The organism is Microbacterium halophytorum (genome assembly GCF_002970975.1).
Taxonomy (GTDB): domain Bacteria; phylum Actinomycetota; class Actinomycetes; order Actinomycetales; family Microbacteriaceae; genus Microbacterium; species Microbacterium halophytorum.
On record NZ_KZ672982.1, the window covers coordinates 482,194 to 500,453 of the forward strand.

General features: G+C 70.7%; 18 protein-coding genes. 8 read left to right on the top strand and 10 right to left on the bottom strand.

Features of this window, described 5'->3' with window-relative positions; genetic code table 11:
* The first annotated feature begins 192 nt into the window (after positions 1-192).
* Both C0010_RS02280 and C0010_RS02285 read left to right on the top strand, forming a co-directional pair.
* Positions 193-1,218 carry an endonuclease/exonuclease/phosphatase family protein gene (locus C0010_RS02280; RefSeq protein ID WP_105565399.1) on the top strand — a complete coding sequence of 342 codons (1,026 nt, stop codon included), beginning with the start codon at positions 193-195 and terminating at the stop codon, positions 1,216-1,218.
* A 91-nt stretch (positions 1,219-1,309) separates the two neighbouring features.
* Complete coding sequence (locus C0010_RS02285; RefSeq protein WP_105565400.1) at positions 1,310-2,719, top strand: aminopeptidase P family protein; 1,410 nt, start codon at positions 1,310-1,312, stop codon at positions 2,717-2,719.
* A gap of 18 nt (positions 2,720-2,737) precedes the next feature.
* Here C0010_RS02285 and C0010_RS02290 read toward each other — a convergent pair whose 3' ends face one another.
* Positions 2,738-3,619: a YflT domain-containing protein gene (locus tag C0010_RS02290; protein ID WP_105565401.1), complete on the bottom strand. Its 882-nt coding sequence runs from the start codon at positions 3,617-3,619 to the stop codon at positions 2,738-2,740.
* 128 nt (positions 3,620-3,747) lie between these two features.
* Here C0010_RS02290 and C0010_RS02295 point away from each other — a divergent pair, with 128 nt between their 5' ends.
* The 4 genes from C0010_RS02295 to C0010_RS02310 all read left to right on the top strand — a co-directional run bounded on the left by C0010_RS02295 (position 3,748) and on the right by C0010_RS02310 (position 7,516).
* Positions 3,748-4,884: an Mrp/NBP35 family ATP-binding protein gene (locus C0010_RS02295; RefSeq protein WP_232531673.1), complete on the top strand. Its 1,137-nt coding sequence runs from the start codon at positions 3,748-3,750 to the stop codon at positions 4,882-4,884.
* A 132-nt stretch (positions 4,885-5,016) separates the two neighbouring features.
* Positions 5,017-5,991: a ThuA domain-containing protein gene (locus C0010_RS02300; protein WP_232531674.1), complete on the top strand. Its 975-nt coding sequence runs from the start codon at positions 5,017-5,019 to the stop codon at positions 5,989-5,991.
* A gap of 114 nt (positions 5,992-6,105) precedes the next feature.
* Positions 6,106-6,855: an IclR family transcriptional regulator gene (locus C0010_RS02305; RefSeq protein ID WP_158685224.1), complete on the top strand. Its 750-nt coding sequence runs from the start codon at positions 6,106-6,108 to the stop codon at positions 6,853-6,855.
* Between the two features lie 4 nt (positions 6,856-6,859).
* On the top strand, positions 6,860-7,516 hold the full coding sequence (locus C0010_RS02310; RefSeq protein WP_105565403.1) for an IclR family transcriptional regulator: 657 nt from the start codon (positions 6,860-6,862) through the stop codon (positions 7,514-7,516).
* A gap of 60 nt (positions 7,517-7,576) precedes the next feature.
* Here C0010_RS02310 and dctP read toward each other — a convergent pair whose 3' ends face one another.
* The 5 genes from dctP to C0010_RS02335 all read right to left on the bottom strand — a co-directional run bounded on the left by dctP (position 7,577) and on the right by C0010_RS02335 (position 13,854).
* On the bottom strand, positions 7,577-8,617 hold the full coding sequence (gene dctP / locus C0010_RS15215) for a TRAP transporter substrate-binding protein DctP (protein WP_158685226.1): 1,041 nt from the start codon (positions 8,615-8,617) through the stop codon (positions 7,577-7,579).
* Positions 8,618-8,694: 77 nt separating this feature from the next.
* Entirely contained in the window at positions 8,695-9,132 is a 438-nt protein-coding gene (locus C0010_RS02320) for a type II 3-dehydroquinate dehydratase (protein WP_105565405.1), read from the bottom strand.
* 26 nt (positions 9,133-9,158) lie between these two features.
* Positions 9,159-10,436 carry a TRAP transporter large permease gene (locus tag C0010_RS02325; RefSeq protein ID WP_105565406.1) on the bottom strand — a complete coding sequence of 426 codons (1,278 nt, stop codon included), beginning with the start codon at positions 10,434-10,436 and terminating at the stop codon, positions 9,159-9,161.
* A 6-nt stretch (positions 10,437-10,442) separates the two neighbouring features.
* Positions 10,443-11,021, bottom strand: coding sequence for a TRAP transporter small permease (locus tag C0010_RS02330; RefSeq protein WP_158685228.1), 579 nt, complete (start codon positions 11,019-11,021; stop codon positions 10,443-10,445).
* Positions 11,022-11,175: 154 nt separating this feature from the next.
* Positions 11,176-13,854: an outer membrane protein assembly factor BamB family protein gene (locus tag C0010_RS02335; RefSeq protein WP_105565408.1), complete on the bottom strand. Its 2,679-nt coding sequence runs from the start codon at positions 13,852-13,854 to the stop codon at positions 11,176-11,178.
* Between the two features lie 69 nt (positions 13,855-13,923).
* Here C0010_RS02335 and C0010_RS14845 point away from each other — a divergent pair, with 69 nt between their 5' ends.
* Positions 13,924-14,109 (top strand): hypothetical protein, encoded by a 186-nt coding sequence (locus C0010_RS14845; RefSeq protein ID WP_158685229.1) that lies wholly within the window; start codon positions 13,924-13,926, stop codon positions 14,107-14,109.
* A 149-nt stretch (positions 14,110-14,258) separates the two neighbouring features.
* On the opposite strand, the gene C0010_RS02340 is transcribed toward C0010_RS14845, so the two are convergent.
* The gene (locus C0010_RS02340) at positions 14,259-14,630 is read right to left on the bottom strand and encodes a twin-arginine translocase TatA/TatE family subunit (RefSeq protein ID WP_105565409.1); all 372 of its coding nucleotides are present in this window, start codon (positions 14,628-14,630) and stop codon (positions 14,259-14,261) included.
* A gap of 94 nt (positions 14,631-14,724) precedes the next feature.
* Between C0010_RS02340 and C0010_RS02345 the strand changes: the two genes are divergently transcribed.
* Positions 14,725-15,360 carry an O-methyltransferase gene (locus C0010_RS02345; RefSeq protein WP_105565410.1) on the top strand — a complete coding sequence of 212 codons (636 nt, stop codon included), beginning with the start codon at positions 14,725-14,727 and terminating at the stop codon, positions 15,358-15,360.
* 155 nt (positions 15,361-15,515) lie between these two features.
* Here C0010_RS02345 and C0010_RS02350 read toward each other — a convergent pair whose 3' ends face one another.
* The 3 genes from C0010_RS02350 to dapE all read right to left on the bottom strand — a co-directional run bounded on the left by C0010_RS02350 (position 15,516) and on the right by dapE (position 18,149).
* Positions 15,516-15,698 (bottom strand): DUF3117 domain-containing protein, encoded by a 183-nt coding sequence (locus C0010_RS02350; RefSeq protein ID WP_105565411.1) that lies wholly within the window; start codon positions 15,696-15,698, stop codon positions 15,516-15,518.
* A 163-nt stretch (positions 15,699-15,861) separates the two neighbouring features.
* Positions 15,862-17,094, bottom strand: coding sequence for a hypothetical protein (locus tag C0010_RS02355; RefSeq protein WP_232531675.1), 1,233 nt, complete (start codon positions 17,092-17,094; stop codon positions 15,862-15,864).
* Entirely contained in the window at positions 17,076-18,149 is a 1,074-nt protein-coding gene (gene dapE, locus C0010_RS02360; RefSeq protein ID WP_105565412.1) for a succinyl-diaminopimelate desuccinylase, read from the bottom strand. The genes C0010_RS02355 and dapE overlap by 19 nt, the downstream gene beginning before the upstream one ends.
* Between the last annotated feature and the right edge of the window lie 111 nt (positions 18,150-18,260).

Below are 18,260 nucleotides of genomic sequence, written 5' to 3' on the forward strand. Positions count from 1 at the left end.
GGCGGAAGCCGCGGCTCCCACGGGGGCGCCGCGGCTTCCGCCGTTCGCCCGCCCTGGTCCGGCACCGGAGGGCCCCCGTCGCCCGCTGCGGCCGGCAATCGCTCCGCTGACCCGACCCTCATCCCGCGGACTCGCACCGCGCGCACTGGTGTCTACGGAGATTTCCCCAGGTGCCGCCCGTAGGCTCGCCCCGTGCGATTCCTCGGGGTGCTCTTCACGGTGCTGTTCGCGTGCGCCGTCGCCGTGATCACCTTTCCCGCCTTCTTCCGCGTCGAGCAGGTCTTCCCGATCACCCAGATCGTCGCGATGCGGGGCCTCATCGTCGTCGGGCTCGCGGCCCTGACCGTGCTGTTCCTGCTGCTCGCGGCCGCGCGGCCTATCCGGGGCTTCGCGCTGTCGATGGCTCTCGTCGCCGCCCTCGGCTCGATCTCGTCGGGCGTCATGCTGGGCGCCAGGGGATACGGCGAGGACACGCTCCCCGAAGCGACGGACACGAGCGTGCGGGTCATGAGCTGGAACACGGCGGGCGAGGCGACCGGTGCGTACCGGATCGCCCAGACGGCCGTCGCGATGGACGCCGACATCGTCGCGCTGCCGGAGACCACCGAGGACGGCGGCGAACAGGTCGCGCTCGAGATGCGCGAGCTCGGGAGGCCGATGTGGGTGCACCACGTCGCCTACAACGACTCGGACCAGCCGACCCCGTACGCCTGGGAGACCACCCTGCTGATCTCCCCCGATCTCGGTGACTACTCGGTCATCGAGTCGTCGGAGGACGGCTCGAGCAACACGACGACCGTTCCGAGCGCCGTCGCGATGCCCGTCGACGGCGACGGCCCGACGGTCGTCGCCGTGCACGCCGTCGCGCCGCGCCAGTCGTACATGGACCGCTGGTCGAACGACCTGCAGTGGATCGCCGATCAGTGCCCCGAGGGCAACGTCATCATGGCGGGCGACTTCAACGCAACGCTCGAGCACATGGCAGGTCTGGGCGTCGGCGACCACGACCTCGGCTACTGCGACGACGCCGCGTCGCGCTCGGGCAACGGCGCCATCGGCACGTGGCCGACGGACGTCCCCGAGCTGCTCGGCGCCCCGATCGACCACGTGATGCACACCGACGCCTGGCGCACCACGGGGTCGATCGTGCTCACCAACCTCGACGACGCGGGCAGCGACCACCGCCCCGTGGTCGTGCAGCTCGAACCCGCGGGCTGATCCCCTCCCGCGCCCGTCTCCGGCGCTCGGCCGCCCGGCACAGCCTCAGGTGAGAGACTGGGACGACGCCAGAAGCGACAAGGGAGACGACGTGACCGACACCTCAACGACAGAGACCGCCGAGCAGGCCGAACGGGCCGACAAGCCGTCGAACCGCAAGCAGCCGTACGGCCAGGGGTTCCTCGACACGATCTCGACCGGTTGGGCCGACCGCCCGTCGATCGCGCCGCCCGCCCGCGAGCAGGCGCCTTTCGCGGCGCGCCGCCGCGCCGCCGTCTCGGAGGCGTTCGCGGGCCGACGCATCGTCGTGCCCGCCGGATCGCTGAAGCAGCGCTCCAACGACACCGACTACCCCTTCCGCGCCCATACGGCATTCGCCCACCTCACCGGCTGGGCCGCCGATTCCGAGCCCGACTCGGCGCTCGTGTTCGAGCCGTCGGGCGACGGGCACGACGTCACGCTCTTCTTCCGGGAGCGCGCCGATCGCACCACGAGCGAGTTCTACTCCGACGCGACGATCGGCGAGTTCTGGATCGGTCCGCGCCCCGACCGCGACGGCGTCGCGGGCGACCTCGGCGTTGCGACGGCGCCCCTGGACGAGTTCGAGTCGCGCGACGGCGACCTCGTCGTCGGCGAGGACGCCGAGCTGGACGCCTTCGTGTCGGAGCTGCGGCTCGTCAAGGACGACTACGAGATCGCGCAGATGCAGCTGGCCGTCGACGTCACGGCCAGGGGCTTCGACGACATCATCCGGGAGCTGCCCAGGGCCATCGCGCACGGCCGCGGTGAGCGGATCATCGAGGGCGTCTTCCATCAGCGCGCTCGCAGCGACGGCAACTGGGAGGGCTACGACACGATCGCGGCCGCCGGCCCGCACGCGTGCTACCTGCACTGGACGCGCAACGACGGCCCCGTCGTGCCCGGCGATCTCGTGCTGATCGACGCGGGCGTCGAGGTCGACAGCCTGTACACGGCCGACATCACCCGCACCCTGCCCGTGAACGGCACGTTCTCGCCCACCCAGCGCAAGGTGTACGAGGCCGTTCGCGAGGCCGCCGACGTCGCGTTCGCCGCCGCCCGCCCCGGCGTGAGGTTCCGCGAGGTGCACGACGCGGCCATGCGCGTCATCGCGGCGAAGGTCGCCGAGTGGGGCCTGCTGCCCGTGACCGCCGAGGAGGCCCTCGAGGCCGACCGCGGCGGCCACCACCGCCGCTACATGGTGCACGGCACCAGCCACCACCTGGGCATCGACGTGCACGACTGCGCCGCCGCGCGCCGCGAGATGTACTACGACGGCGTCCTGGAGCCCGGAATGGTCTTCACGATCGAGCCCGGCCTGTACTTCCAGGCGGACGACGTGACGGTCCCCGAGGAGTACCGCGGGATCGGCGTGCGCATCGAGGACGACATCCGGATGACCGCGGACGGCCCCGTGAACATGTCCGCCGCGATCCCGCGAACGGCGGACGAGGTCGAGGCCTGGATGGCGCGGCTCGGCTGAGCCGCCGAGGCGGGGCGGTCACGACTCGCGTCGGGCCGCCTCGCGTTCGGCCTGTTCCGTCGCGTCCGCGGGGGCCTCGGGCGCTGCCTCGGCCGGTTCGGGTGCCGACGGCGCCGCCCGACCTGGCACGGCGTCCTGCTCCGGCGCCGGGGCGGGCTGCTCCGGAGCCGCGGGCGGTCGGCCCGGCGCTGCCGGCTCCGCGTCCGGCGCCGCGGGCTGGTCGGGCGCCGCGGCGGGCTCAGCCGGTGCCGCGACCGGCCCGGGCGGCGCCGTCCGCGGCGAGGGAGCGACGACCGGCTGAGCAGGTGCCTGCTCGGCCGGCGGTGCCTCCGGGTACGGGATCGGCTGATTCGTCGCAGGGTCGAGCCGGATGCCGTACTGCGGCGGGGGCAGAGGGCCCGACGGCCGCACGGGCTCCGTCCGGCGCTGCTGCGCCTCGATGCCGAGCACGCGGCGAGCCGTCGCGATGTGGGCCGCCTGCACGGCGACCTCGTAGTGGTCGGCGACGGGCGACGTCGCGCTGGAGTAGTCGCGGCGCCTGCGCACCATCCGGTACGTCAGCAGCCGCATCAGCATGCCGAGCGCCATACCGACGAGCAGGAAGCCGACGAGCAGCTGCAGCGTCGCCTGCGGGGTGACGAGCGTGTAGATCGCGCCGAACAGCAGGCCGAGGACGGCACCGTTCAGCGCGCCCGACCACGCGGCGCGACCGTAGCCGAGCCGCCCCGTGATCATCTCGACGGCGCGAAGGCCCGCCCACACGATCGAGATCTCGCGCGCCGGCACCTCGGCCTCGATGAGCTTGCCGACGGCCTTCTGCGCCGCCTCGTACTCGTCGTAGCTCGCGACCGTCTCGCCGATGTCCTTCGGCGAACGGACCCCACCGCCCATCATGCTCATATCGTCATTGTCCCACGCGGCACCGCACGGCCGGGCGGTGGAACCCATGAGCAGGCTATGCGTCAGCTACGAGTGCGCCTCCGCGCGGGTTCAGGCCCCACCCCGCTCCGCGTCGATACGCTGGGAGGGTGAGCACACTCGTCGACCGCGTGCGCGAGGCCGTGGGCCGCGTGCAGGATCCGGAGCTGCGCCGTCCGCTCGCCGACCTCGACATGGTGCGCGACATCGCCGCGGACGGCGACGACGTGACGGTCGGCATCGCGCTGACGATCGTCGGCTGCCCCGCCGCCGACCGCATCGAACGCGAGGTGCGCGAGGCGGCAGAAGGCGTACCGGGCGTGGGCGACGTGGCGCTCGAGCTGGGCGTGATGACTCCGGATGAGCGCAGGGCCCTGACCGAGCGCCTGCGCGGCCCCGGGCGGGCGATGCCGTTCGGCCCGGACTCGCTCACCCGCGTCGTCGCCGTGACGAGCGGCAAGGGCGGTGTCGGCAAGTCGACGCTCACCGCCAATCTCGCCGTCGCGCTCGCCCAGCGGGGGCTGCGCGTCGGCCTCGTCGACGCCGACGTGCACGGCTTCTCGATCCCCGGGCTGCTGGGGCTCAGCCGCGGCGGCGAGACGGCACAGCCGACCCGCCTCGACGACCTCATGCTCCCGCCCGTCGCGCACGGAGTGAAGACCATCTCGATCGGAATGTTCCTCCAGCGCGGCTCGGACCACGGCGGCGCCGTCGCCTGGCGAGGCCCCATGCTCCACCGCACGATCAACCAGTTCCTGACCGATGTGCACTTCGGCGACCTCGACATCCTGCTGCTCGACATGCCGCCGGGTACGGGCGACATCGCGATCTCGGTCGGGCAGCTCCTCCCCCATGCCGAGGTGCTCGTCGTCACGACGCCGCAGCAGGCGGCCAGCGACGTCGCGGTGCGCAGCGGCCTCGTCGCGCGGCAGACCGGCCAGAGCGTGATCGGTGTCGTCGAGAACATGGCGGCGATGACTCTGCCCGACGGAACGATCCTCGACCTCTTCGGCGCGGGAGGCGGCGCGGAGGTCGCCGCGGCGCTCTCGGAGGGAGCCGACGACGTGCCGCTTCTCGCGTCGATCCCGCTCAGCCCCGGCCTGCGCCGAGCCGGAGACGAGGGGGACCCCGTCGTGGTCTCGGCCCCCGAGGACCCGGCGGCGCGCGCCATCACGGAGCTGGCGGCGGCCGTCGCGGCGCGCCCACGCGGCCTCGCGGCCCGGCCCCTCCCCTTCTCGCCGCGCTGACGCCGCCTCTGAGCCGTTCTCGCGGCCGCCCACTGATTGGAACGCCGCGGGCGATGCCGCCCGCCGCGCACTAGCGTCGCGATCGGGCCGGCGCCCCTCCGCCGGGCATTCAGACGATCGAAGGAGATCATCGTGAAATCGCTAGTACGCTCCGGAATCGCGCTCACTGGCGCGGCCGTGCTCGGCGCAACGCTCGCCGTCGGCGGCGCATCGGTCATGAGCGCGAACCCCGGCAACGGCGGCGGAGGCAAGCCCGCTACGTCGGCCGAGATCTATCAGGACGACGTCGAGGACTACGGCGCGTGCCGAGGGCTCGACCCGACGTGCTACAACGACTGGGGCAACGGCTTCGAGGAGGGAGAGGAGAAGCGGATCCTGATCTGGAGCCGTACCGCGGGCCCCCGCCACGCCCACCTCGGCGCACCCCTCGGCGACGGAATGAACCCCGAGCTCGGCGACGACAACGTCGCACAGCGGGAACTCGTCTCCTGGGCGGACGAGCGCGGCATCAAGGCCGATTGGACGGAAGACCTGGATGAGTTCCGCCGCCTCGGCGGCTACCAGGCGGTCGTCTTCCTCTCCGCCAACCGTGACACGCTCGGCGACCTGCAGCAGAACGAACTGACGAAGTACGTGCGCGGCGGCGGCGGTTTCGTCGGCATCCACAACGCCTTCGGCGCGGAGTACAACTGGGAGTGGTACGAGGGGCTCCTCGGTGGCGCGAACTTCTACGACCACGGGCCGAACCGCGATGGCACGGTCGAGACGATCGACCGCGATGACGTGTCGACCGAGTTCCTGCCGAGCGAGTTCGGCTTCACCGACGAGTTCTACAACCTGTACCCGTACCCGAGCCACGTGAACATCCTGCTGGAGGCGAGCGAGGACACCGTCACCCTGGATCGAGACGGCGGGCACCCGGGGCACGGCGACGCGCACCCCTTGAGCTGGAATCACTACTACGACGGCGGCCGCGCCTGGCTCACGACGCTCGGCCACGAAGTCGAGGCCTGGACTGGCGATTCGGAGAACGCCGACCTCTTCGAGGACCATGTGATGAACGGCGTGGAGAGCGCGATGGGCGTCTCGCCGTTCCTCGGCGACTGAGCCGGCCTGCCTTGGCGGGGTTCGTCCTCGCCATGGCCGGCCCTCGTCCTCTTACGTACCGAACGGTACATAATAGAGGGGAGCCGCGACGCAGCGGCCCGGAGAGGATCGATGATGACGGATCCGGAACAGCGCTCGCCCGACGACCCGGACGCACCGACGTCGGTGCTCGATCGCGTGTTCGCGATCCTCGAGGCCGTTCGTCGCGCGTCCGGCCCCGTCACCATCGCGGGCATCGCCGCCGACGCCCGCGTACCGCGATCGACGACGGCACGGTTGGTCGCCGAACTGGTCGAACAGCGCTACCTCACCCGTGACCCCGACGGCGTGACCCTCGGCATGCGCCTGTTCGAGCTCGGCGCACGCGCCACTATCCCGCGCCGCATCGCCGCCGCCGCCGCTCCGGTTGTGCACGAGCTCGCGCTGCGCACCGGGGAGCGGGTGGGCGTGTGGGTCCAACAGGGAACCGACATGGTCTCGCTCACCGCCGTGCCGGGCCGGCTTCCGATGCTCCCGACTCGCGCCGGCATGCGCTCTCCCGCCCTCACGACCGCGAGCGGAAAGGCGTTCCTCGCATTCTGCGAAGACGCCGCCGTGATCGAGCGCGTCGGCGCCCGTCTCGATCCCATCGCGGCCGCGCGCTTCTACGACGAGCTCACCACGGTGCGCGCGGCGACGCTCGCCACGGATCCCGGCGACTCATACGCCGGCGTCCTCGCCGTCGCCTGCCCCCTGATGGAGCACGGGCGAGTGATGGGGGCGCTCTCCCTCGCCGGCCCTGTGGACGCCATGCGCGAAGAGCGCGTCGCGCCGCTCGTCCGCGCCGCCGGGGTATCGCTCGCCCGCCGTCTCGCCGTGGTCTGAACGCATGCGCACCGCGGAATGGACCCAATCGGTCAGCGTGCTCGACCGGCTCACCGCCGTGCTCGATGCGTTCGGCCACGACGGCAAGGGCCTCACCGTCACCGAACTGGCGCGCCGGGCGAACCTGCCGAAGTCCACTGTGTCGCGCATCGCCTCTGAGCTCGTCGACGAGGGATACCTCGACCGCGACGGAACGCTCCTATACCTGGGAGTGCGCCTGTTCGAGTTCGGCCAGAGCGTCGACGGCCCGCGCCGCCTGCGGGAAGTCTCACGACCCGCGATCAAGCGGCTTCGGGACGCGACGGGCTGCGACGTGCACGTAGCCGTCGTCGACGGAGACGGCGTCATCATCGTCGCCGAGGCCAGGAGTCGGTCGGGCACCGCCGCTGTGGATGTCGGAGACCGGCTGTCTCGGTCGGATACCGCCCTGGGCCTCGCGTACGCGGCTGCTGCCGACTCCGCCGCGACAGGCGATGCCCCGACGACGCGCGAGTGCTCCCACCGCGACCTGCGCTGCGTCGCCGCCGCGATCATCGCACGAAACCGTCCAGCCGCGGCACTGGCCGTCAGCGGCGCCGCGTCGGAGGTCCGTGCCGCGGACGTCGCGCCTCTGGTCCAGGCCACGGCGATCACGATCGGCCGCGCGCTCAGCGACGGCTGATCGGTCGCGACGGGCAGGGGCGCGGAGCCGAAGCTCCGCGCCCCTGCCCGTCGTACGGGCTCAACCGGCCAGCGCGCGGATCCCTTCGTACGCCGCGAGGGTGTCACCGTCGTAGTGATCAGTGAAGTACGACTCGGCCTTCGTGACGAACGCGTCGATGTCGATGTCATCCTTCTCGATCACTGTGTACGCGTCGTCCGCCCGGTAGCCGTCGACGATCTCGTTCGTCTCGTCCTCGACGCACGTGCGGTTCTCCGCGCGGATCTCGTGCAGCGTTTCGTCGAGCAGCGCCGCCTGTTCGTCGTCCAGCTTCTCGTACGTCTTGTCGCTCACCAGCGTGAACTGCACTCCGACGTTGTGCTCGTTCAGCACGATCGTGTTCAGGATCTCGTCGTAACTCGCCGAGTGCGTCGCGACGATGGGGTTCTCCTGGCCGACCGCGATGCCCTGTTGGAGGGCCGTGTACACCTCCTCCACGGCAACCGAGACGGGGCTGTCGACGCCCAGGGCTTCGGCGTTCGCGAGGAACCCGGGAGAATCCGGGAACCGGATCGGCTCGCCCGAGAGGTCATCGGGGTCGTGCACCGCCACGTCCTTGGTCGTGAAAGTGCGGTTGCCGAACCACCAGCCGTCGACGATCCTCACGCCGGTCTCCGCGTGGAACGCGTCGAACAGCTCTTGGGAGCCGTTGTCGATCCAGTCGAACAGGTGGTCGACGTCGTCGAAAGCATACGCGGCGTCGACCGCCTCGATGGCCGGGAAGGTCGTGCTCAGCTCCGATCCGCCGAGGAGGTCGACGTCGATGTCGCCCGACTGCACCTGCGGGAATCGGTCTGCGTGCGGGCCGAGCTGACTCGACGGATACAGGTCGACCGTGATCCCCATGTCCGCGGCTTCGAGGCGCTCCTTGAGCAGTTCGACCCCGCAGTAGTAGTTCGGCGTCTGCTCATTCTGCGTGAGCGAGACCGTCAGCGTGACGTCGCCGCCCCCACCGCCGGATCCGCCGCTGCCGCTGTCTCCGCTGCAGCCGGTCAGGACGAGTGCCGTTGCCGCGGCGGCCGCGAACACCGCCGCACGCTTCGTGGTTCGTGCTGTGATCATGATTCCTCCTGTGTGCGCATCGTCGCGCGGTATGGGCCTGACTCTGGTGCGCTCGCCGTCAGGCGACAAGCGACGTCTCATCGAATGGAATGGTCCGCGGATCGGATCGCGAGTTCGTACCCGTACGCCCCCGCGCCGGCGATCACGGTTGTCGCGACGGGCGACATCAGGGAATGGCGATGCTCGGCGTCCCTGCCGTGGATATTCGTGATGTGGAGTTCGACGATCGGCACGGCCAGCATTCGCAGCGCGTCGAGGACGGGGACCGAGCGGAAGCTGAGCCCCGCTGGGTTGATCACGACGGCGGCCCCGTCACGGTATGCGTCGTGGAGCCAGCCGATGATCTCGTGCTCCGCATTGGACTGCGCGAAGCACAGGTCGAACCCGAGCTCTTCCGCCACGCGGGAGCACTCCCGCTCGATGTCGGCGAGCGTCGTCGTCCCATAGATCGCGGGCTCACGCACGCCGAGCATGTCGAGGTTGGGGCCGTTGAGCACATAGAGCTTGCGGGTCACGGTCGGTTCCTTTCGCGGAGACGGCGTCACAGGCCGAGGAGGTCGGGCACGATCGTGGAGACGTGCGGGACGAAGACGAGGATGGCGAGCACGGCCAGCAGGGGGACGAGGAACGGAAGCACGGCTCGGAAGAGCTCCCCCATCGGACGTCTGGTCACGGAGCCGATCACGAACAGCACGGCCCCGACGGGAGGGGTCAGAGTGCCGATCATCAGGCTGAGGATCGTGATCGTGCCCAGGTGGACCGGGTCGATGCCGTACTGCCCCGCGATGGGAAGCAGGATCGGGACCATCACGAGGATCGCTGGCGGCGGCTCGAGGAAGAGCCCCAGCCCGATCAGCAGGACGACCACGAGCAGAAGGAAGACGACGGGGCTATCCGTGGCGTACGTGAGCCAGTCCGTCAGCGTGCGCGACACCTGCTCGCGCGCGAGCACCTGCCCGAGGAGGTTCGACGCGGCGAGGATCAGCAGGATACCGGCAGAGGTGATCACCGTGTCCTTGGTCGCCTTCCAGAACGCGTCCCACGTCAGCGTGCGGTAGCAGGCGCCGAGGACGAGCGTGACGATCGCCGCGACGCCCGCGCTCTCGGTCGGGGTGAACAGACCGCTGAAGATGCCGCCGAGCACGATGATCGGAAGCAGCGCGGGACCGAGCACCCGGACGGTCGCCTTCGCGAAGATCCGTCCGTCGAACTCCGCTCCTCCGGCGATCTCGCGGTGGAAGAACGCCCACACTCCGATGTACGCCGCAAGACCCACGACGATCAACAGGGCTGGCAACACCGAGCCCGCGAACAGGGCACCGGTCGAGATCGATGCCGTTGCGGCGAAGAGCACGGCGGGGATCGACGGCGGCATGACCGAGCTGATCAGCGAACCGGCCGCCGTCAGACCGGCCGAGAAGCCGTACGGATAGCCGGACTTCAGCATCTGCGGTATCTGCACTTTGCTGACCGATGCGGCATCCGCGAAGGCCGTTCCGCTGATCCAACTGAATCCGAGCGACGTGCCGAGGTTGACGTACGCGAGATTTCCCGGCAGCCGGGGAAGCAGCGCGCGAGCGAAGTCGTACAGGCGCGTCGCGATGCCGAGACCGTTCGCGAGCGTCCCCATGAAGATGAACAGGGGCACCGCGAGCAGCGGGAAGCTGTTCACTCCGTTGAACATGTACGTCGCCGCGTAGCCCACCGAGAGGCCGTGGCTGGTGAAGTACAGCAGGCTCGGCAGGATCATCGCGAACGCGACGGGAACGCGCAGCAACAGGAGACCGACGACGAGCAGGACGTAGAGCCAGAGATCCATCGGCGATCACATCCCGTCGACGTCGAGGCGCCGCTCGGGGCGGTCCGAGAAGCGGATCTTCAGCACGGAGTGGAGCGCCCCGGATAGGGAACCGATCAGCGCGAACACGTAGACGAGACCGACCGGGACGCCGATCGCTGCGCTCGCCCTGCCCATCTCCGCGCCGATCTTCTCCCAGGACTCGAACGCCAACCACGCGCAGCTGACGAGCACCACTGCGGAGGAGAACACCCGGAGGGCGACGAACAGCCTGCCGCCCTCGAGCAGCCGGTCGAAGATCTCGATCGTCACGTGGCCGCTGCGGCCGACCAGGTACCCGATCATGACGAAGGTCATCGTCACCATCGACAGCAGCGCGAGCTCCCCCGCACCGATCCAGCTGATCGCCGGGATGTAGCGGCCGAGGACCTGGTAGATGACGCCGACGAGGATGCCGATGAAGCACACGGCACCGACGACGATCTCGAGCCTCGACAGCAGCCGCAGCGGCAGCGGGTCCTCGGGCACGCCCGCGTTCCGGTCGGGCACGGAGAAGACCGTTTCCGTGCGGCCGAAGATGGACTCGTCCCTCTTCCGTCGTCCCATGATCGACCTCCCTGTCGACGCGGCGTCCTGCCGCATTGCCACTCTCTCGGTGCTGGCCACGGGCTCAAAGCGACGTCTCACCGAATGGAACCCCGCGGGCGCACAGGCGCCGCGCCCCGTGGCGGGACGCGGCGCCTGTGCGCCATTGAGCGGGCTACTTCTCGATAGCGACGTCCGCGCTCGAGGCGATGCGCTTCAGCCCGTCGCCTGTCACGACGTTCGCTTCGACGGTCAGCAGCGCAGTGCCCTCCGGCACGTTGTTGTCGAGGTCGGCCTTGTCGAAGGTCAGGATGATCCGGTTCCCGTTCGCCTTCGCGCCCGTGGGTTCGATCGGCGCGAGCCCGAGCGGTGTGAGCAGCTGAGCGCCGCCGTCGAACTCGTACCCCGCCGGCAGATCCAGGTGGGCGCGAACGGAGCCGCGCACGTCGTTGAACGTGTCGCCGCTGAACGATAGCGCGCCGGGCCGGAACGAGAGCGCTCCTTCCACCGACTCGGTCTCTTCGAAGACGACCTCCACCTTCCCCGTCGGTCGCGGGTCGGTGCAGTCATTGAAGAAGTACTCCCCCGGCCGCGTGAACGTGTGCTCGTAGCTCTCGCCCGGTGCGAGCTCCGCATTGAACTCACCCTCGAAGAACTGCGTCGCGCAATGGACGCGCTCGTTCGGATGCTCGGGGAACGTCTCCTCGCCCGGGTTGAGGAACGTCACGGTGTCGCCGACCGAGACGCGCAGGTGGGTCGGCTGCATCGCCGTCTGGCTGACGCTGTCCGCGGCCTCAGCCGTGTCGGACGTGCGGTCCTCACGGGCCAGCAGCACCGTGTGCTCCACGTCGTCGCCGTCCACAGCTCCGCCCCCCTGCACCGGTCTCCGGATCTGGAGCGGCGCCGTGATCGGTCCCTCCTGGCTGCCGGAAGTCGTGGCGTAGTCGCCGTCGAGCTTGAACGCCCACATCGAGTCGCCGGCCGTGATCGACCTGCCGTAGGGATTGGTGGTTCCGGCCGCGAACACCGCCAGGTACTGCTCCCCGTCGATCGTGTAGGTCACGGGAGGGGAGCCGATCGCGCTGCCTGTCTGGAACTCCCACAGCACCTCGCCGCTGTCATCGTCCATCGCCAGGAGGCGCCCGTCGGCCTGCCCGACGAAGACCAGCCCTCCGGCGGTGACGAGCGGGCCCTGTCCGTGCGACATATCCGTGCCGAGATGGTTGCGCCAGGCGACCTTGCCGTTGGTCGGATCGTACGCGAGGATCCCGCCGGTCTGGTACTGCCCGATCGCGCGCTGGCCGTTCATGCGTGCGTCCCGCCAGTGAGCCACCGGGTTGGTGCCGTACGGGAAGTAGACGAGGCCCGTGCGGTGGCTGTATGCCTGAGCAGACCAGTCGGCGCCGCCGTTCGGGCTCGTCGTCGACAGGATGGGCTGATCCCAGTGCGGGTCATAGAGGCACCCCTCACGGTGGTCGCCGGCACCGTCCGGGTACGTCAGATGCTCTTCGTCGGCCGCGACGTAGCTGTCGGGGTTGAAGACGAGATCGCCGTCGTCGTCCGGTTGGTAGCCGTTGTAGTTCGGCACGCCGCGATACGGGTCACCTGGCACGTTCTCCGGGTCGAGCTTCTGCCAGACGATGCACTCGGGCAGCAGCTGAGCCTCTGGGATCGGCTGCGTCGGGGAACTGTGCTGGCGGTCGTCCGTGATCATCGGTGCGTCTTCAACGGGTCTGACCGGCTCGCCCGTGGCCCGGTCGAGCACGAACTGGTGGCCCGACTTCGCGCCGTAGAACAGTACGCGGCGCTCCTCCCCGCCGATCTCGAGGTCGGCGAAGGTCGGCGAGTGGACGTTGTCCATGTCCCACACGTCGTGGTGGATCGACTGGTAGTGCCAGCGATGCTCCCCCGACTCCGCGTCCAGCGCGACGATCGTCGACGAGAAGAGGTTGTCACCGGGGCGGCCGGAGCCGTCCTGCGACGAAGCGCAGCTGCGCGGGTTGCCGAACGTCGCGTAGTACAGGCCGAGCTCCGGGTCGACGGATCCGCTGATCCAGCTCGTCGCGCCACCCGTCTCGGCGCAGTCCGCCTCGCCTTCCTCCGGTGCGGGCCCCCAGGTCTCGGAAGCGTCGAACGTCGAGCCATCGGGGTTCGTGAACACCTCGCCACGCGTCGGACTGCCGAAGAAGTGCCACAGACGACTGCCGTCCGCCGCATCGAGCGCGACGACAGCGCCGCGGTCGCCATCGGCGGCGTGCACATACACGATGCCGTCCGAGTACACGGTCGCCGCTTTGGCGACGCGGCCGATGTCCTCGCCGTTGTCGCCGACGGGCTGAACCGACCAAACCTCCTCGCCCGTGTCCTGGTCGAGCGCGACGACATGGTTCCCGCCGGCGAGGGTGTAGATGCGGCCATCGCCGCCGGATACTCCTCGCCGCGTGGACGACATGCCGATGTCGTGGTTCTCCCATTTCCATTCGGCCTCGCCCGTCGCGCCGTCGATGGCGATCACGCCGCCGGAAGGCGTGTCGAGGTAGATCACCCCGTCGACGACGATCGGCGCCGTCTGCTGACCGGTGTCATCTGACGCCGGCAAGACCGCCGAGACGTGCGTCCGCCATACCGGAGCGAGTCGATCCAGCGTGTTCTGATCGATGTCGTCGAGCGCCGAATAGCGCTGACTTCCGAGGTTCCCACCGATCGTGGGCATGTCGGCTTCCGTAGCCTCGGTCGCGCCGAGCGGCCCGCCGACGTGGCCGCCGCCGTACGCGGGCGCGACGATCCCTCCCGACAGGATGACGGCCGCGCCGAGCGCGAGTGCGGCACCGCGTACTGGTGGTCTGATCTTCATCGTAGAGCTCCCTGATCCTCGTCGATCTGATGACGATTCGGAAGCTATCGGCCGCTCGCGCACACGGCCATGCCTGATCCATCTGGTGAGACGCCACCGCGCAGCGCTGCGATCCCGCTCAGCCCCGGCCTGCGCCGAGCCGGAGACGAGGGGGACCCCGTCGTGGCCGCGGCCCCCGAGGACCCGGCGCGCGCCATCACGGAGCTGGCGGCGGCCGTCGCGGCCTCCCGGCCCCGCCCCTTCTCGCCGCGCTGACGCCGCCGCCCGCGGCCGGAGGCACGGTTCGGAGCGTAGGAGGATTCCTCGAAGATAGGCCTGAACCGAGCGGATCTGCCTACGCTCGGCGATTTCTCCTACACTCGGCGCGGATCCGGGCGCGCGGCACGCGATCGGCGCGTCACGGCTCAGGTCGCTTCGTCGTCGTACGGCGGCGGTGCGTCCGTCGTGAACGTGCGGCGCGGGGCCTGCTGAGGCTGCGGACCGCCGGCGGACTGCGGCTTCGCGGCCGCGGCGCCGACGCGCTCCGGCGCCGGATCGTCGAGGAGTGCCTCGCGCACGATGCGGCGGGGGTCGTACTGACGCGGATCGAGCTTGCGCCAGTCCACGTCGTCGAAGTCGTCGCCCATCTCGCTCTTGACGCGTTCCTGAGCGCCGCGAACGTAGTCGCGCGCGCCCCTCACGAACGCACCGAGCTTCTCTGCGTAGTACGGCAGCTTCTCCGGGCCGAGCACCAGAACGGCGATGACGCCGATCAGGAGGAGCTTGTCCCATGTCATGCCGAGTTCCACGCGTCCACATTACCCGCGCCGCCGCGCGGGTCGTGCCGCGCGGGAACGGGCGCGCCGCGGGCGACGACGTAGGCTGGGGAGCATGAGCGAGCAGGCAGCGGTGGCGCGATTCGTGCGCGAGAACGTCGTCGAACCCGACCACATCGCTCGGGCGCGGCAGCACGCGCGCGAGCTCGGCGCCAACCCCGTGAGCACGGTGGTGGGCGCCCAGCTCGCCTTCGTCACCGCGTCGGCCGCCTCGAAGTCGATCATCGAGATCGGCACGGGCGCCGGCGTCTCGGGCCTGTGGCTGCTGCACGGGGCGCCGGGCGCGACGCTCACCACGATCGACAACGAGCCGGAGCACCTGGGCGCGGCGCGCGAGGCCTTCCAGGCCGCTCGCGTGCCCTCGGCCAGGGTGCGCTGGATCACCGGCCGCTCCGGCGATGTCCTGCCCCGGATGAACGAGGCCGCCTACGACATCGTCCTCGTCGACGGCGGATCCGAGAACATGCTCGCCGACGTCGAGCACGGGCTGCGCCTGGCGCGGCCGGGCGGCGTCGTGCTCGTGCCCCGCGTACTCGCGGGCGGGCGCGTCGCCGACCCCGTCGCCCGCGACGAGCTCACCGCGAGCTGCCGCACGCTGCTGTCCGAGACGCGGGAGGCGCCCGGCGTGGTCGCATCGCTCTTCCCTGCGGGCGAGGGCCTCCTCCAGCTCGCAACGGTTCCGACGGCCTGACGCCGCCCCACGAGGGACGATCCTCGCACTGGGGCAGGACCGGATCGATTCTGCCCCGCGTCGGTGACGATGCCGGTGCTCGGTGCCGCGCCCGCGCTCCGCATACGACGGAAGGCCCCCTGGAGAACCAGGGGGCCTTCCGTGAGGCACGCGGCTCAGGCCGCGGCGGCGTCCTCGACGACGCCGGACAGGACGCTGTGCAGCTCCTTCGCCTCGTCGTCGTTCACCGACACGACCAGGCGACCGCCGCCTTCCAGCGGCACGCGCACGATGATGAGGCGCCCCTCCTTCACGGCCTCCATCGGTCCGTCGCCAGTCCTGGGCTTCATGGCTGCCATAGCGGGCTCCCTTTCTAGATGTCTCGCCCCCAGTTTACCCGCGAGACCGACGAGCGCCGCGCGGACTCCCGGGGCGCGGCGCAACGCGCGGAAACTTCCGCAGGCCCGGCGCGCTGCGTGAGTCGCCTCTGCCGCGCCCGCCGGACGACGGCGACCGGGGCGGTCACGGCACCTGCCAGAACTCCTGGCCGTTTCCCCACATGAACCAGATCCACGCCCACTGCCCCGCGACACAGGCGGTGAGGAGGCCGCAGCGGATCCAGCGGCGGCCCCGTCGCGCAGGCACGGCCGCGGCCCCGGCCGCGACGGGCGCGAGCGGCGCGAGGAGGCGGAACACGCTGGACTGCGGGAAGAACACCAACAGGAGGTAGACGAGGTGACTCGCACCCCAGATCCTCAGCTCGGGCGCGACTCGCCGCACGGCCGGCAGCAGGAACAGGCCGGCGGCGGCCACGACCAGGGCGACGACGGACAACGGGGCGAGCCCCGGCGGCAGCCCCCACACGGCGAACCACACGTCGGCCGCCTCGAACCAGCCCTGCACCGGCACGAAGTGCTCGGTCCCGACCCACGACCGACGCCAGGCCAGCTCGGTGTCGAGATACGCGCCGGCGCGGCCCGTCACAGCGCCCGCGACCGCCTGCCACGCGAACCCGAGTGCCGCAGCGATCAGGCCGATGGTCACGATGTGCAGGATCTCGCGCGACGGGAGCGGGTCTTCGCGCCGCCGGAGCCAGCGCCGGATGCCGTAGATCGCGAGCATGAGGGCGAACGCCTGCAGCCCCGGCCGAGTGAACGCCATCAGCGGCACGAGCAGGTAGAGCCACGCCCAGCGGCGCCGCAGCACGCACAGCAGCGCCGCGAACAGCTCGGCCAGGAACAGCGTCTCGGCGTATCCGATGTGGAACAGTGCCGCCAGCGGCCCGAACGAGAAGAACGTCACGGCCCACATCGCCTGCCTGCGGCCCTGGTGCATCCGGATGAGGCTGAGCAGGAGCAGGCACGCCGCGTATCCGGCGGCGAGCGACACGATCGCGGCACCCGCGCCCCAGCTGCCGAAGGGCACGCCGACGGACTTCGCCAGGAACGGGAACACGGGCATGAACGCCCACGGGTTCTGCGCGACGGCACCCTCTGGGTCGAGGGGCAGTTCATCCGGATACCCCTGTTCGGCGATCAGCCAGTACCACTGCGCGTCCCATGCGAGCGCGATGTCGCGCAGGGGTGTGACCTCCCCCAGCTGCGCCCCGGCGGGCGCCGCCCGCGCCGCCTGCACGACGAGCGCGGCCGTGACGAAGCGCCCGACGGCGTAGATCGCACCGACCTGCGCCCACGCGGGAAACGCGGCCCAGACGCGCCGAACGGCCGCGAGAGCCGTCAGGATCCGCTGAGCCACGCTCTCAGGCCCCGCTCGACCCTGTCGATCTGCGAGACGGGCACCCGCTCCTCATCATGGTGCGCGAGGACGGCCTCGCCGGGGCCGTAGTTGACGGCCGGCACCCCCATCTCGCTGAACCGAGCGACGTCGGTCCAGCCATACTTGGGCTTCGCCTCGGCGCCGACGGCCGCGAGGAAGGCGCGCGCGAGCGGCGCGTCGAGGCCGGGCCGCGCGGCGGGCGCGGCATCGGTGACCTCGATCTCGAAGCCGGCGAACACCTCGCGCACGTGCGCGATCGCCTCGTCGAGGGACCGCGACGGCGCGAACCGGAAGTTGACCTCGACCTCGCAGGCGTCGGGGATCACGTTCCCGGCGATGCCGCCGGCGATGCGCACGGCGTTGAGCCCCTCCCGGAACTCCAGCCCTTCGACCGCGATCGTCTGGGGCCGGTAGTCGGCGAGGCGCTTCAGGATGGGCGCGGCCGCGTGGATCGCGTTCTCCCCCATCCAGGCGCGGCCCGAGTGGGCCCGCGTGCCGGAGGTGCGGATCACGGCGCGCATCGTGCCGTTGCAGCCGCCCTCGACCTCGCCGGCCGTCGGCTCGCCGAGGATCGCGAAGTCGGCGGCGATCAGCTCGGGCGCCTCCCGCTGCAGCCGGCCCAGCCCGTTCTTCGACGCCTCGACCTCCTCGTGGTCGTACCACAGCCAGGTGATGTCGACGGCCGGGTCCGTCAGCTCCGCCGCGAGCTTCATCTGCACGGCGAGGCCGGACTTCATGTCGACGGCGCCCCGCCCCCAGATGACGTCCTCGCCGTCCTCGACGATGTCGCGCGTCGGCACATTGCCGTTGATGGGCACGGTGTCGATGTGGCCGGCGATCGCGACGCGCTGCGGCCTGCCGAGCTCGGTCCGCGCGACGATCGCGTCGCCGTTGCGCGTCACCGTCAGGTGGTCCAGCCCGCTCACCGCGGCGAAGATCTCGTCGGCGAGGCGCTTCTCGTCCCCCGACACGCTCGGGATGTCGCAGATGTACCGGGTGATGTCGGCAGAGGAGGCCGTGAGGTCGAGCGCCATGCGCCCAGCCTATTGCGTTGCCGCCCGCGCCCTGGAATCAGGCGAGCGTCGGGTCGACGGCGCACGGACGCACAGCGCCCGGAACATGCGAGCGCGCTTGCAGACGCCGCC